A 14,037-nucleotide genomic window follows, 5' to 3' on the forward strand; every position below is an offset into this window, starting at 1 on the left:
GCAGACCGGGTAACGAACCGCCCATGCAGGTGATGACCATGAACCTCTGGGGAACACGCGGGGACAGGATCGGGAGCCGATGGCCGTTCGACGGCGTCCGCGAGGCCGACCTCGACCTCACGCCCCGGACGGCGGGGTTCGCCTGCACCACCCTGGGCGCCCAGGTCATGGCACCGGACCCGGCTGGACCGCTGCTGCTCGTCAACCATGTCTCCAGCTGGCGGCTGGACATGGAGTACGAGCGCGAACTGCGGGCCGTCGCCGCCGCACGGCTCATCGAGACCATGCTGGACGGACGCGACATGCACGTCGTGCTCGCCGGAGACCTCGACGCGGCGCCCGACGCGGCCAGCGTGCGATTCTGGATGGGACTCCGTTCTCTGCAGAACACGAGCGTCTGTTACCGAGATGCCTGGGACCGGATCCACCCCGGCGAACCGGGGGTCACCTACGCCCCGGACAACCCGCTGATGGAGGACGGAGATTGGCCGTTCCGCCGGATCGACTACGTGCTCGGGCGCTGTGGCCTGGACGGGCGGGCCGACGCTCCCCATCGACGACTGCCGGCGCGTGTTCGTCCATCCGGTCGGCGGTGTCCAGGCGAGCGATCATTACAGGCTGACCGCAGACCTCGGGGACGGGTAGCGGAACAGCTACTCGGTGGTTATTCCGCGTAGGGCTGGTCGGCTTTCTGGTCGCTGTAGGCGAGGTTCCAGATGTATCCGTCCGGGTCCGCGAAGGAGCCGCCGTACCCGCCCCACGGCAGCTTGCCGGCGGGCTTGAGGATCGTGGCGCCGGCCTTCCGCGCCTCTTCGAGGACCTCGTCGACGCGTGCCTCACTGCGGACGACGTAGGTGAGGACCAACCCGCTGAAGCCGCTGCCCTCGGGGCTGGTGCCCACCTGTTCGGCCAGCCCCTCGCGGCCGTAGAAGCCGACCGGGGTGGCCCCGTCCGTTTCGAAGAAGACCGAGATTCCCCAGTCATTCTGGACCTTCCAGCCGAGCCCCTGGGTGTAGAACTCCTTGGCCCGGTCCATATCCCGGACGGCGAGGAGGATCGCGCTGACGTTCGCCTTCATTTCCTGTCTCCTTTTGTTCGGAGCTAATGCGCTGCCTGCGCCCTTACGAGAATCACGCTACGCACGGGCGGCGAGCGGCGCTTCTTGATTCCTGACCGGTCCTGCGCGCACACGGACGCTGCTCGGGGGCTCCGCGCGCACCGGCGTGACCTGCTTGTTCGGCACGGTTGCCGACCGGCTGCCGCTCCAGGGCGTGCCGCTGAACGGGCTCAGTGTCGGCGCCGCACCCGGGGGATCACCGTGCACTGCCGCGGTCGTTCAGAGCAGGACTGAAGGGTGGGTGAATCGTTTCCGGTAGGTGCTGGCCGTGAGACCGTAGTGGGCTTTGAATCTGCGGGCGAAATAGTTCTGGTCGGCCCAGCCGACGGCGCGGCCGATCTGCGTGATCGGCTGGTCGGTGTGCAGCAGAAGGTAGGCCGCCCTCTCAACGCGGTGCTGCGCGAGATAGGCCATGGGCGGCAGGCCGGTGGCCGCCCTGAACAGGCGGATGATGTAGCGGGGCGTCAGGTGCAGTTCTTCGGCGAGTTCGTCGAGGGTCCATTTGTGGGCGAGCCGTGACTCCAGCAGGCGCATGGCGTCCAGGACGGCCGGGTGGGTGCGGGCCTCCACGCCGGGAACGTCTCCGACTTCTTTCGCGACGGCTCGCGCCAGGTGGCCGAGGAACAGTGAGAGCCGTCCGATGATGTCCGCCCGGTGCCGGTCCATTGGGCGGCCTCTCAGCTCGGCCAGCTCGTCCAGATGGACCGCGCATGTCTTGAGCGCCTGCGGATCCAGGCGGGTGGTCAGGATGCCCCGGCGCTGCACTGAATTGGGGCCCGTCCACAGCAGGTAGCCGAGGAGCGGGTCTTCGCGTGTCCAGGCGAACTCGCGCTGGAGGAGGTCGCTGCTGAAGCAGCAGTTGTACAGGTTGAGCCCTTGGCAGTCCTCGTACCCGTGCCAGACTCCGGGGCGCAGCAGGATGGCGTCCCCGACCTTCACGTCCATGCGGCCCGTGAGCGATCTGTGCACGCCGTGCCCGCCGGTGACGACGGCGACCTCGACGAAGCTGTGCGTGTGCACGGGGTGCCCCGTCTCGTGGAAATGGCGCCCGGCGTAGGCCACTGAGCCGTCGGTAATGTAGGCGAGCCCTTTGGCCTCTTGAACTGGCACTTCGCTCATGGGCCCCACACTCTAGCGCCGGGCCCGGAAGCGAACATCGTGCTAGTGCAGGCCGGTATCGGGCTATCCGGACGGGGTGCCTTCGCGCAGGATTCCTGCCTAGATCGCCACGCGGATCATCTAACGGGTGCAACGCCACAGCATCAAGGGCTTCGCCGGGGGGTTGAAGGGATGACCGGTTCCGAAGGGACGACCGCCGCAGTGCTGGAACCTTACGGGCTCACCTGCGAGCATCTGGAAACGCCGATGGGCCTGGACGAGGCGTCTCCGCGCCTTTCCTGGAAACTGCGGTCGTCCCGCAGGGGAGACGGGCAGACCACCTACAGGTTGACCGTGGCGCTCCAGCGCCGGGACCTCGACGATGCGGAACGGCTTGTCTGGGACACCGGCCGCCGCGAGTCCGCTGACGGCGTCTTGGTCCCGTATGACGGTCCGCCGCTTCAGTCCTCCACCCGGTACCACTGGCGCGTCGAGGTCTGGGATTCCCAGGAGTCACAGGCGGGGAAGGCGGAATCCTGGTTCGAGACCGGTCTGATGCATGCCGGCGAATGGCGTGCCGCGTGGATCGGAAGGGACCCGAAGGCGGCGGGCGTGGTGGAACCGCCCGGCGGCCCCGAGAGCGGCGGCCGTACCGACCGCACCCGGCACCTGGCGCCCCTGTCCCACCTGCGGCGCTCCTTCGACCTGGACGGACGGATGCCGGTACGGGCGCGCGCCTACTGCTCCGCGCGCGGCCTCTACCAGTTGAGGGTGAACGGGCATCGCGTCGGTGATGCCGAGCTGGCGCCGGGCTGGACCGAGTATCACAGCCGCGTCCTCTACCAGACGTACGACGTCACCGGCCTGCTGAGGAACGGCGAGAACGTGCTGGGCGCCGTGCTCGCGGACGGCTGGTGGAGCGGGTACGTCGGGTTCGACTCCCGTCACCAGGCCCTCCGCTACGGGCAGGCGCCGCAGCTCATCGTCCAGGTCCTGCTCGATTTCCCGGACGGGTCACGGCGCTGGATCGGCACGGACGGCGGCTGGCGGGAGCGCGACGGCGCCATCAAGTACGCCGACCTGCTCATGGGGGAGTACGTGGACGCCTGTGACGCTCTCCCCGGCTGGGACGCGCCCGGATACGACGACGGCATCTGGGCCCCGGCCGTCGTCCTCGACCGATCCACGGAGGTGCTGCGCGCCGTCCCCGACCCTCCCGTCCGCGTCACCGAGGAGCTGGCGCCCCGGTCGATCGACGCGAGGCCCGGCGACCGCCTGATCGTCGACTTCGGCCAGAACATGGTCGGGCGGGTACGGCTCACCGTCCGGGGCGCCGAACGCGGGCGCCGCATCCGGCTTCGGCACGCCGAGATGCTCGACGACGGGGAACTGTACGTCGAGAACCTCCGCACCGCCGAGGCCACCGACGTCTACGTCGCCGCGGGTGAGCCGGTGGAGGTGTTCGAGCCGACGTTCACCTTCCACGGGTTCCGGTACGCCGAGATCACCGGGTACCCCGGCGACCTGGCGCCGGAGGACGTGACCGGGCGGGTGCTGCACAGCGACACCCCGTTCACCGGCGAGTTCGCCTGCTCGGACGAGGCAGTGAACCGCCTCCACGCCAACATCGTCTGGGGGCAGCGCGGCAACTTCGTCGCCGTCCCGACCGACTGCCCGCAGCGCGACGAGCGGCTCGGCTGGCTCGCCGACGCCCAGGTGTTCCTGCCCACCGCGTGCCGCAACGCCGATGTGGCCGCGTTCTTCGCCCGCTGGATGCGGGACGTGGTGGACGCCCAGGACGCCGGCGGCGCCTTCCCCGACGTCGCCCCCAAGGTCTGCGTCGAGCGCGAAGGGGCCCCGGCCTGGGGCGACGGCGGCGTCATCATCCCCTGGCACCTGTACCGCACCTACGGCGACCGCCGCGTGCTGGAGCGGTCGTATCCCGCCATGAAGGCGTGGGTGGACTACATCCATCGGCACAACCCCGACCTGGTGTGGCGGCACCGGGTCGGCAACCACTACGGCGACTGGCTCCAGGTGGACGCGACGACGCCGCGGGACCTGCTGGCCACCGCGTACTTCGCACGCAGCGCGCGGATCGTCGCGCAGGCGGCCGAGGTGCTCGGCGAGGACGCCGACGCCGAACGCCACGGTGCCCTGCACGCCGATATCCGCGAGGCGTTCGTGGACGCCTTCGTCGACACCTCCGACGGGCGCGTCGAGGGCGGAACGCAGACCGCCTACCTCCTCGCGCTGGCGTTCGAGCTCATGCCGGACCGGCTCGTTCCCGCGGCCGTCCGGCACCTCGCGGCCGACATCGAGGCCCGCGACCGGCACCTGACCACGGGGTTCGTCGGCGTCGCGCTGCTGTGCCCGACGCTGGCCGAGCACGGTCGCGCCGACCTGGCCTACGCGCTGCTGCACCAGGACAGCTTTCCGTCCTGGCTCTACTCGATCCGGCACGGCGCCACCACGATCTGGGAGCGCTGGGACGGCTGGACCGAGGACCGCGGATTCCAGTCGCCCGAGATGAACTCCTTCAACCACTACAGCCTCGGCTCGATCGGCGACTGGCTCTACGGCGGCGTCGCCGGCATCGACCAGCGCCCCGGCTCGGTCGCCTACGAGCGTCTGCTGCTCCGGCCGCGGATCGGCGGCACGCCTACGTGGGCCCGCGCCCGGCAGGCGACCCCGCTGGGGGACGTCTCCTGCGGCTGGTCGATCGAGGACGGCGAACTCCGTCTGGAGGCCGCCGTCCCGCCCGGAGCCTCGGCCACCCTGCACATCCCGACCGTCGATCCCGGCGGTGTCCGTGAAGGCGGCGAAGCTCTCGCCGCACGCGAGGGCATCGAGATCATCGACGTCCTTCCCGAGGCCCAGGTCCTCGTCGTCGAGCTGGCCTCCGGCCGCTACTCCTTCGGCGCGCATCCACCCCGGCGCTGACCCGCGAACCTTCCGAGGAGGCCGACCCGGACACCGTCCTCCGTGAAATGGAAGGAGAAGTAGGCCACCCGAATTGCAGCCGGTTCGTGCCTTCCCGGGCGACGGTTAGGCTGTCCGGGTGTCCTTGGCTGTAGCGGTCGGCATCGCGGGTGCACTGGGATTCACGGGCGGCATGTTCCTACGGCCTATGGCCGAGCGGCTGTTTCGCAGGACTCCGTCGTTGCGGTCCTACCGCCGGGAACTGGCGGGGCCGCGACCCGGGCTCGCGTTCTACGTCGTCCCGCCCAGCCTCGGCAGCACCGACGAGATCGTCGCCGAGCTGACCGCGGGCCGCCGTCCCCGTCTCTGCCTGATCGGCCGGTTGTGCGGGCCGCTGCCCTATGACCGGGTCGCCGTGCCGGAGAACGCGCTGGTCCGCGGTGCCCTGTGGGTGGCACCCGGGCTGCTGATGTTCGATCCGCATGGTGAGGGCGAGCTGAGCGTCCTGGAGGCACCGTACGGGGTGGAGGTGACCGAGCCGATGCTCAGCGAGGCGGGCGTTCCGGTCCTCACCCTCGATCTCGGCGACGGCGTGCTCGTGTTCGAACCCGCCCCCGATACCGATGCCGAACACGCGTGGAGCCGGATCCGCACCGTCATCGAGGACGACCGGTCCGGCGGCTAGCGCCGCATCAGAGCGGGCAGGGACGGCGTGCACGGCGCTCCGGCGGCGCTGCACCTGGAGGAGCAGTGGATCCGGGACATCACCATCACCACGGGCCTGGTGGACACCTTCTCCACCCCGACCCTGCTGCGCCTGGTCGCCGGCCGGCAGCTCGACGCCGCCGCGTTCGTCACCCACACCTTCACCCTTGAGGAGTTCCCCAAGGCTTACGAGGTGTTCTCCGACGCCGCCCACACCGGCGCGCTCAAGGTCGTCCTGACCCGCTGAGCTCTGGGTCACGGACGGCGGACGCGGTAGCGCATGTGCGTGACGTGCCGTGCGGGGTCCTCGCCCTGCGGAGTGGTCAAGCGGCGGACCGGGTCGAGCTCGATGTGCTCGGCGGGCAGATCGTCGAACAGCCTTCGCCCCTGCCCGAGCAGGACCGGTACGACGTGCAGCTCCAGTTCGTCGAGCTGCCCGGCCCGCAGCAGCGCCTGCGCCGCCCCCGCACCGTGCACCAGCACGTCGCCGTCTCCGGCCGCCGCGCGGGCCTGTGCGGCGCACTCGTCGGCATCGGTGACATAGCGGACGCTGCCCGGCGGCGGGTCGTCCGGGACGTCCCGGGTCAGGACGAAGATCGGGACCCCGTCGTGATGGTCGCCCCGCCAGCGGCCTGCGTGTTCGTAGGTGCGGCGACCGGAGATGACGGCGCGGGTGGCCATCGCCTCGGCGTGGACCTGTCCGCTCGGTCCCGGGTCGTTGCGCCGGTCGAGCCAGTTGAAAAGGCGGAACCCGCCGATGCCCATCGGGTTCTCCATGCTGTCCTGCGGCCCGGTGACGTAGCCGTCCAGGGACATGGTCATGTACAGCCGGATGATCGCCATCGCCTCAGCCCTCCGTCCTCACGCGGTACCGCAGGTGCGCGACACCCGACCCGTCCACGGCACGGAGCAGTTCGAGCTCGATGTGGTCGGGTGGCATGTCCTCGAAGAGCGGTTCCCCCTGTCCGAGCAGCACCGGGACCAGGTGAATCTGCAGCTCGTCCAGGACGCCTGCGGCAAGTGCGAGCCGAGCGGTTCGGGCCCCGTGGACGAGCACGTCCTTGCCTCCGGCCGCGTCCTTGGCCATGCTCATCGCGGCCGTGACGTCTCCGACATAGGTGACTCCGGGCCATCGCGACTCCGGATCGGGCTCACGGCGGCTCAGCACGAAGATCGGCACGCCGTCGTGGTGGTCGCCGCCCCAGCCGCCGGCGAGCTCGAACGTCCGGCGGCCGACGACGACCGCCCCGGTGGCCGAGACCTCGTCCATCACTTCACGGTTCACACCCGTCAGGTGGTCGCCTTTCCGGCGCGCGGCGTCGGCATCGGGCAGGAACCACTCGTGCAGCCGATGGCCTCCGTCGCCGAGCCCGTTGCCCTTCGCCACGTTCGGTCCGGCGATGAACCCGTCCACCGACATCGACATGTACAACACGGTCTTGCTCACGGTTCCGGTCCTTCCTTGTGCGGCCGGGAAGCCGCGGATGCTGACGCGTTCGCCCAGCATCCGGGATCGTGAAGCCAGGGTGTATCCCAGATTTCTGGGATGACGCCGTCGATCGCCATAGGATCCCGGTCGTGGCCCACACATCGGCGGCGCACGCGCGCGTCCGTGACGAGATCGTCAGGCTGGTTCACCGCGGGTTGCCGGTGCCGGAGTTCGCGCGGGCCGTCGGCGATGCCCTGGCCCGGGCCGTGCCCGCCGAGGGCACCTGCCTGATGACGACCGACCCGGCGACCATGCTCCCGACCGCGGAGTTCGTGGAGAACGGCCTGCCCGCGGCCGAGCTGCTCCGGCTCGTGGAGATCGAGGTGCGTGAGCCGGACTTCAACACCTGGGCGCGGCTCGCCCGTGCCGCCCGCCCGGCCGGGAGCCTGAGCGACGCCACCGCCGGCGACCTCGACCGCAGCCCGCGTCAGCGGGAGATCCGCCGCCCCGGGGGATTCTCCGACGAGTTGCGGGTGGTGCTCGCCGACGGCACCGGGACCTGGGGCCAGCTGACCGTGTTCCGGGAGGCAGGCCGCCCGTACTTCTCCCCGGCCGAGGTGGAGTTCGCGGCGTCGATCGCCGACGTGATCACCGATGGACTGCGGCGCGGCCTGCTGCTCGGCGACGCGCGGGCCGGTGACGACGACGTCGGCCTGCTGGTCCTCGACGCCGATGACGGCGTGCGCATGTCCAACAGGACGGCGGAACACCTGCTGGACGAGCTGGGCACCGGCGGCAGGGAGGGCGCTCGGCTGCCACTGGTGATCTCCTCCGTCGCCCGCCAGGCGCGTTCCCTCTTCGCCCCGGCACCGGGTGCGGCACCCGCGCCGGCCGGTGCCCGGCCGGCCAGGGCCCGGGCCCGCACCCGGGCCGGCCGGTGGCTGATCGTCCGGGGCTCGCTGCTGGACGACGGCCCGGAACCGCGGGTCGCGGTGATGCTGGAAGCCGCTCGCCCCGCCGAGATGGCGCCCATGATGGTCGACGCCTACGGCTTCACCGACAGCGAGCGCAGGGTCACCGAGCTGGTGGCCAAGGGCCTGTCGACCAAGCAGATCGCCGACCGGCTGCACGTGTCGTCGTACACCGTCCAGGACCACCTGAAGTCGATCTTCGCCAAGTCGGGCAGCGGTTCGCGCGGCGACCTGATCGCCCGGCTGTTCCTCGACCACCACGCCGTCTCCCTGACGTCGGGAGCCGCCGCGGACGCGGGGTGAAGGCGGCCGTCAGTCGGCGGTGAGGGTGTCGAGGTCGCGCGCGGCCTTGGAGAGAAGGTCGTGCATGGCCTTCTCCGCGCGGTCCGGGTCGGCGCCGCGGACGGCGTCGAGCACCGCGCGGTGGCTCGGGACCGGGTCGTCGTGGGGGCGGACGCCGTGCACGAGGCGGTCGCGTTCGGCGAGGCCGACCTCGATCACGACCTCCATCCGCTCCAGCAGTTCGTTGTGGGTCGCGGTCAGCAGGGCCCGGTGGAAGTCCAGGTCGGCTTGGACGGCGCGGGCCAGGTCGCCGTCGGCGGCCTTCATGGCGTCGAGGGCGGCGTCGAGGGCGGCGAGGTCGTCGGGGGTGCGGCGCAGGGCCGCGTAGCGGACCGCCTGGGGCTCGATGATGCCCCGCACCTCGGCCAGGTTCTGCAGGAACGCCTGGTCGTCGCGGTCGGCGAACTGCCAGCGGATGACGTCGGGGTCGAGGAGGCTCCAGTCGGAGCGCGGGCGCACGAACGTGCCGCGCTTCTGCCGCGAGGCGACCAGGCCCTTCGCCGCCAGCACCTTCAGCGCCTCGCGCATCGCGGTCAGGCTGACGTTCAGCTCCTCGCCGAGCGCCGCCACGTCGATCGTGTCGCCGGGGCCGAGCTCCCCGCCGAGGATGCGGCGCGCGATCTCCCGCACCGTCTGGCCGTGCAGACCCCGCTCCGAGTAGCGCACCACGGAAGCCCCCTCTTTCGTTCGCCCGCCGAGTACCCTAGCCGTCCCCTAGTAATCATAAATTATGAATTAATATTGACAGTACCCGGTCCGGCGCGTTAGACAAGCTCAGCAGGTCGCCGAACGAGGAGAACGTCGATGAAACATGCCGAGCGCCGCCGTCCGATGGCTTTGCTCCTGGCGGTCGCGGCGGTCCTGGCGGTCACCGCCGCCTGCGGCAGGGTGGGCGAGCACGGGCGGATCGGCGTCGTCTACCTGAACGCCGAGGGCTACTACGCGGGCGTGGAGCGCGGGCTGCGCTCGACGCTCGGCCACGGGGACCGGGACCCGCAGCTCGTCCAGACCAACATCCAGTCGGACGCGGCCAAGGAGAGCTCGTTCATCAACACGATGAGCTCGGCGAAGGTCGACGCGCTCATCGTGTCCCCGGCCTCGGCGACGGCGTCGATCCCGGCGCTGCGCCTGGCCAAGGAGAGCGGCGTCCCGGTGATCTGCTACAACACCTGCATCGAGGACGCCCAGGCGCGCCGGTACGTGCACGCGTTCGTGCTCGGCGACCCCGCCGAGTTCGGCCGGATCAGCGGCGACCAGATGGCCGCCCACTTCCTGTCCGCCGGGATCCGCGCCCCGAAGGTCGCCGTGATCAACTGCGAGCAGTTCGAGGTCTGCATCCAGCGCCGCCAGGGCTTCGAGAAGGCGCTCAAGGCGAAGGTGCCCGGCGCCAGGATCGTGGCGAACCAGCAGGGCCTCCAGCTGGACGAGGCCGTCGAGCGCGGCGAGCAGATGCTGACCGCCCACCCCGACATCGACGCCTTCTATGGCGAGGCCGGGTCGCAGATGCTGGGCGCGGTGCAGGCCGTCGAGGCGCGCGGCAGGACCGGCAGGACCGCCGTGTTCGGCGGCGACATGTCGGTCGACGCCGCCAAGAAGCTCCAGGACGGGCGGGTCCTGAAGGGCGTCGCCGACATCTCCGGGATCAAGGTCGGGCGGCTGGCCGGCCGGGCCGCCCGGGACGTGCTGGCGGGCCGGCCGAGCGGCCGGTTCGTCATCCCCGCCCCGATCGACCCCTACCTCGGCCCGAAGGACGGGGCGCGCTGGCTCCAGGAGCACTCCGATGGCATCCCGTAACCCCGACAGAAGGAGCCGCATGAGCACCCCGCTGGTACGCGTCGGCGACGTCACCAAGCACTACCCCGGCGTCCGCGCGCTGACGGGCGCGAGCCTGGAGATCGCGGCGGGAGAGGTCCGCGCGCTCCTCGGCCGCAACGGCGCCGGCAAGTCCACCCTGATCAAGGTGCTGTCGGGGGTCGAGCGCCCCGACGCGGGCACCGTGGAGATCGCCGGCGTACCGCTCGACGGCGGCGTCCGGCACGCGAACCGGCTCGGGGTGCAGACCGTCCACCAGGAGCTGAGTCTGGTGCCGGGGATGACGGCGGCGGAGAACCTGTTCCTCGGGACGTGGCCGCGGGCGGCGGGGCGGGTCGACCATCCCGCGATGCGCCGCGCGGCCCGGGAGATCTTCGACCGGCTCGGCCTCGGCATCGCCCCGGACGCGCAGGTCGGCACGCTGCCGCTGGCCGAGCAGCAGCTGGTGGAGATCTGCCGGGCGGTGCGCCGGGAGCCGCGGCTGCTGATCCTGGACGAGCCGACCAGCGCGCTGGCCGCGGCCGAGGTGGACACCGTCCTGGAGGCCGTCCGGCGGATCGCCGAGGGCGGCGTCGCGGTGCTCTACGTCAGCCACCGGCTCGACGAGATCCGGCGGGTCGCCCGGACCGCGACGGTCATGCGGGACGGCGAGGTCGTCGGGACCGTCGACATGGCGACCACCTCCACCGAGGACGCCGTCGCGATGATGCTCGGCTCGGCGTACGAGGGGGCGGTCCGGCCGCAGGCCCGTGCCGTGGACCATGGCACCACGCCGCTGCTGTCGGTGTCGGGGCTGAGCGTCCCGCCGAAGGTCGCCGACGTCTCCTTCGACCTGTACCCGGGCGAGATCCTCGGGCTCGCAGGGCTGATGGGGTCGGGCCGCACCGAGGTGCTGCGGGCGGTCGCCGGGTTCGAGCCGGCCGCCGCCGGGACCGTCCGGGTCGACGGCCGGGAGGTGCCGCGGGTGACCGCGGCCGGCATGAAGCGCCGCGGCGTCGGGCTGACGCCGGAGGACCGCAAGAGCGAGGCGATCGTCCCGCTGCTCGGCGTCGGGGAGAACATGGTGATCTCGGACTTCCGGGCGGTGAGCAGCGGCACGTCCGTGGTGCCGGCCAGGATCGACCGGGCCGCGCGCGGGCTGATCGAGCGGCTGTCGATCGCCACCACGTCCGCCCGCACCCCGATCGGCGTGCTGAGCGGCGGCAACCAGCAGAAGGCCGTGATCGGCCGCTGGCTGCACGCGGGCAGCCGGATCCTGCTGCTGGACGAGCCGACCCGCGGCGTGGACGTGGAGGCCAAGGAGGGCATCTACCGGCTGGTCCGGGAGCTGGCCGCCAAGGGCGCCGCCGTCCTGTTCGTGTCCGGCGAGCTGGAGGAGCTTCCGCTGGTGTGCGACCGCGTCATCGCCCTGCGCGGAGGGACGGTCGCCGCCGAGTTCACCGGCGACGAGGTGACCGTGGACGCCGTCCTGTCCGCCGCGATGGCCGCCTGACAGACCCGCCCGAAAGACGAGGAGAGACCATGAACACCACCCGGACCGTCCCGCCGCCCGGCGGGACGCGCATGACCGGCGTCGCGGGGCGCCTGCTGAACGGCCGGTCGCACCAGCTGAACGAGATCGGCCTGCTGGTCGCGGTCGTCGTGCTGTACGTGGCGCTCGCGAGTTCCGCCGCGGGGTTCCTGACGGTGCACAACCAGCTCGGCATCCTGCGGGACGCCGCCACCGTCGGCATCGCCGCCTGGGGCGTCACGCTGGTCATCATCGCCGGGGAGATCGACATCAGCATCGGGCCGGCGACGGCGTTCTCCTCGGTGCTGGTCGCCAAGGGCGCCACCGAGTGGGGCCTCGGCACCGGCGGCGCGATCGTGGTGACCCTGCTCCTCGGCGTGCTGTGGGGCGCGGCCGCGGGCTGGCTGCGCGCGGTGTTCGACGTGCCGTCGTTCATCACGACGCTCGGCCTGTGGAGCGTCCTCGGCGGCCTCGGGCTCTACCTCACCGACGCGCTGCCGGTGACGCTGCCGGACAGCGGCGTGTTCGACGTGCTCGGCGGGGACGTCGCCGGGATCCCGACCTCGGCGATCGTGATGCTGGTGCTGTTCGGGGTGTTCGCCTACATCGCCCGGTTCACCGCCTACGGGCGGTCGGTCTACACGATCGGCGGCAACGCCGCCGCGGCGCGGCTGGCGGGCATCGACCTCACCCGGATCCGGGTCCTGCTGTTCGCCACGACCGGGCTGCTGTCGGCGGTCACCGGGATCCTGCTGGCGTCCCGGCTCGGCTCCGGCAGCGGCGGCGCGGCGGCCGGGCTGGAGTTCGACGTGATCGCGGCGGTGGTGATCGGCGGCACCGCGCTGGCCGGAGGCCGCGGCGGGATGCTCGGCACCCTGCTCGGCGTCGTGTTCATCACCGTGATCGGCAACGGGCTGGTGCTGCTCGGCGTGGACTCCTTCCTGCAGAACGTGGTGCGCGGCGTGATCATCGTCGGCGCCGTACTGATCAACGTGGTGGTCGCGCGGCGCGGGCGCGCCGCCGCGGCCGCGGCCTGAGAGGGGGAATGTGGAGACCATGGAGGGTGTCTTCCTGCCCGGTGACTCCACGGCCGTGCTGCGCGAGTACCCCGTGCCGGAGCCCGGCCACGGCCAGGTGCTGATCGAGGTCGGCGCGTCCGGCATCTGCGGCAGCGACATCGGCTACATCTACCGGGGCTACAAGGGGTACCGCGGTGTGGACGGTCCCGCCTACCGGGGAGTGATCGCCGGGCACGAGCCGTCCGGCCGGATCGTGGCCGCCGGGCCGGGGGTGCGGCGGTTCGGCGTTGGCGACCGCGTCATCGTGTACCACATCGTGGGCTGCGGGCTCTGCGACAACTGCCGCCGCGGCCACTACATCAGCTGCGGCTTCGGCCGCGAGTCCTACGGGTGGCAGCGGGACGGCGGGCACGCCCCGTACCTGCTCGCCGAGGAGCGGACCTGCGTGCCGCTGCCGGACGAGCTGTCCTACGTCGACGGCGCGCTGATCGCCTGCGGGTTCGGCACCGCCTACGAGGGGCTGCGCCGCGCCGGGGTCAGCGGCGACACCGACCTGCTGGTGGTCGGGCTCGGCCCGGTGGGGCTGGCCGCCGGGATGGTCGGGCGCGGCATGGGGGCCCGGAAGGTCGTCGGCGTCGAGCCGTCCGAGGCGCGCCGCACGTGGGCCGGCGCGCTCGGCGTGTTCGACGCGACCCTGCCTCCCGATGACGGCGCCGTGCAGGCGGTCGCGGACCTGACCGGGCGCGGCGGCGCGGCCGTGACGATCGACTGCTCGGGGACGCGGCCGGGCCGGAGCCTCGCCCTGGAGGCGGCGGCCGAGTGGGGGCACGTGTCGCTGGTGGGCGAGGGCGGCGACCTGCACACCGAGGTCTCCGACACCCTCCTGCACAAGCAGCTCACGATCCACGCGTCCTGGGTGACCTCGCTGCCGGCGATGAGCGAGCTGGCGCGCAACCTCGTCGGGTGGGGGCTGCGGCCGGAGAAGGCCGTCAGCGGCGTCTACCCGCTGTCGCGGGCGGACGAGGCGTACGCGCTGGCCGCGGGCGCGAGCGAGGGCAAGGTCGTGCTCGTCCCGGACGCGCCGCGGTGACGGCCGCGAGCGGTGCGGCGGA

At 71.7% G+C, this 14,037-nt stretch carries 14 protein-coding genes; 9 read left to right on the forward strand and 5 right to left on the reverse strand.

Features of this window, described 5'->3' with window-relative positions; genetic code table 11:
- Positions 1-38 precede the first annotated feature (38 nt).
- Positions 39-677, forward strand: a complete 639-nt coding sequence (locus BM339_RS05490; protein ID WP_177287619.1) for a hypothetical protein — start codon at positions 39-41, stop codon at positions 675-677.
- Here the strand turns inward: BM339_RS05490 and BM339_RS05495 are convergent.
- Positions 665-1,078 carry a VOC family protein gene (locus BM339_RS05495; protein WP_021596556.1) on the reverse strand — a complete coding sequence of 138 codons (414 nt, stop codon included), beginning with the start codon at positions 1,076-1,078 and terminating at the stop codon, positions 665-667. The two genes, BM339_RS05490 and BM339_RS05495, sit on opposite strands and share 13 nt — an antisense overlap.
- A 258-nt stretch (positions 1,079-1,336) precedes the next feature.
- Positions 1,337-2,236 carry an AraC family transcriptional regulator gene (locus tag BM339_RS05500; protein ID WP_024935696.1) on the reverse strand — a complete coding sequence of 300 codons (900 nt, stop codon included), beginning with the start codon at positions 2,234-2,236 and terminating at the stop codon, positions 1,337-1,339.
- A 171-nt stretch (positions 2,237-2,407) separates the two neighbouring features.
- Here BM339_RS05500 and BM339_RS05505 point away from each other — a divergent pair, with 171 nt between their 5' ends.
- The 3 genes from BM339_RS05505 (at position 2,408) to BM339_RS05515 (ending at position 6,089) form a co-directional block, all read left to right on the forward strand.
- Positions 2,408-5,158 (forward strand): alpha-L-rhamnosidase, encoded by a 2,751-nt coding sequence (locus BM339_RS05505; protein ID WP_075020061.1) that lies wholly within the window; start codon positions 2,408-2,410, stop codon positions 5,156-5,158.
- A gap of 220 nt (positions 5,159-5,378) precedes the next feature.
- A complete protein-coding gene (locus BM339_RS05510; RefSeq protein ID WP_021596552.1) occupies positions 5,379-5,822 on the forward strand; it encodes a hypothetical protein in 444 nt (147 codons plus the stop codon).
- A 27-nt stretch (positions 5,823-5,849) separates the two neighbouring features.
- Positions 5,850-6,089, forward strand: coding sequence for an MDR/zinc-dependent alcohol dehydrogenase-like family protein (locus tag BM339_RS05515; protein ID WP_021596551.1), 240 nt, complete (start codon positions 5,850-5,852; stop codon positions 6,087-6,089).
- An 8-nt stretch (positions 6,090-6,097) separates the two neighbouring features.
- Here the strand turns inward: BM339_RS05515 and BM339_RS05520 are convergent, their stop codons facing one another.
- Both BM339_RS05520 and BM339_RS05525 read right to left on the reverse strand, forming a co-directional pair.
- Positions 6,098-6,685, reverse strand: a complete 588-nt coding sequence (locus BM339_RS05520; RefSeq protein WP_075020062.1) for a dihydrofolate reductase family protein — start codon at positions 6,683-6,685, stop codon at positions 6,098-6,100.
- A 4-nt stretch (positions 6,686-6,689) separates the two neighbouring features.
- Positions 6,690-7,289: a dihydrofolate reductase family protein gene (locus BM339_RS05525; protein WP_024935694.1), complete on the reverse strand. Its 600-nt coding sequence runs from the start codon at positions 7,287-7,289 to the stop codon at positions 6,690-6,692.
- Between the two features lie 131 nt (positions 7,290-7,420).
- Here BM339_RS05525 and BM339_RS05530 point away from each other — a divergent pair, with 131 nt between their 5' ends.
- Positions 7,421-8,545 (forward strand): helix-turn-helix transcriptional regulator, encoded by a 1,125-nt coding sequence (locus BM339_RS05530; protein WP_075020063.1) that lies wholly within the window; start codon positions 7,421-7,423, stop codon positions 8,543-8,545.
- A 9-nt stretch (positions 8,546-8,554) separates the two neighbouring features.
- Here the strand turns inward: BM339_RS05530 and BM339_RS05535 are convergent, their stop codons facing one another.
- Positions 8,555-9,253 (reverse strand): FadR/GntR family transcriptional regulator, encoded by a 699-nt coding sequence (locus BM339_RS05535; RefSeq protein ID WP_075020064.1) that lies wholly within the window; start codon positions 9,251-9,253, stop codon positions 8,555-8,557.
- Positions 9,254-9,388: 135 nt separating this feature from the next.
- On the opposite strand from BM339_RS05535, the gene BM339_RS05540 reads away from it, so the two are divergent.
- The 4 genes from BM339_RS05540 to BM339_RS05555 are packed head-to-tail and all read left to right on the forward strand — an operon-like array spanning position 9,389 to position 14,015.
- Complete coding sequence (locus BM339_RS05540) at positions 9,389-10,378, forward strand: substrate-binding domain-containing protein (RefSeq protein ID WP_075020065.1); 990 nt, start codon at positions 9,389-9,391, stop codon at positions 10,376-10,378.
- A 19-nt stretch (positions 10,379-10,397) separates the two neighbouring features.
- A complete protein-coding gene (locus tag BM339_RS05545) occupies positions 10,398-11,888 on the forward strand; it encodes a sugar ABC transporter ATP-binding protein (protein WP_083597261.1) in 1,491 nt (496 codons plus the stop codon).
- Positions 11,889-11,917: 29 nt separating this feature from the next.
- Entirely contained in the window at positions 11,918-12,943 is a 1,026-nt protein-coding gene (locus tag BM339_RS05550; protein ID WP_021596544.1) for an ABC transporter permease, read from the forward strand.
- Between the two features lie 19 nt (positions 12,944-12,962).
- On the forward strand, positions 12,963-14,015 hold the full coding sequence (locus BM339_RS05555) for a zinc-dependent alcohol dehydrogenase family protein (RefSeq protein WP_075020067.1): 1,053 nt from the start codon (positions 12,963-12,965) through the stop codon (positions 14,013-14,015).
- The last annotated feature ends 22 nt before the right edge of the window (positions 14,016-14,037 follow it).

The sequence above is a fragment of the Actinomadura madurae genome, from assembly GCF_900115095.1.
GTDB classification, from domain to species: Bacteria; Actinomycetota; Actinomycetes; order Streptosporangiales; family Streptosporangiaceae; genus Spirillospora; species Spirillospora madurae.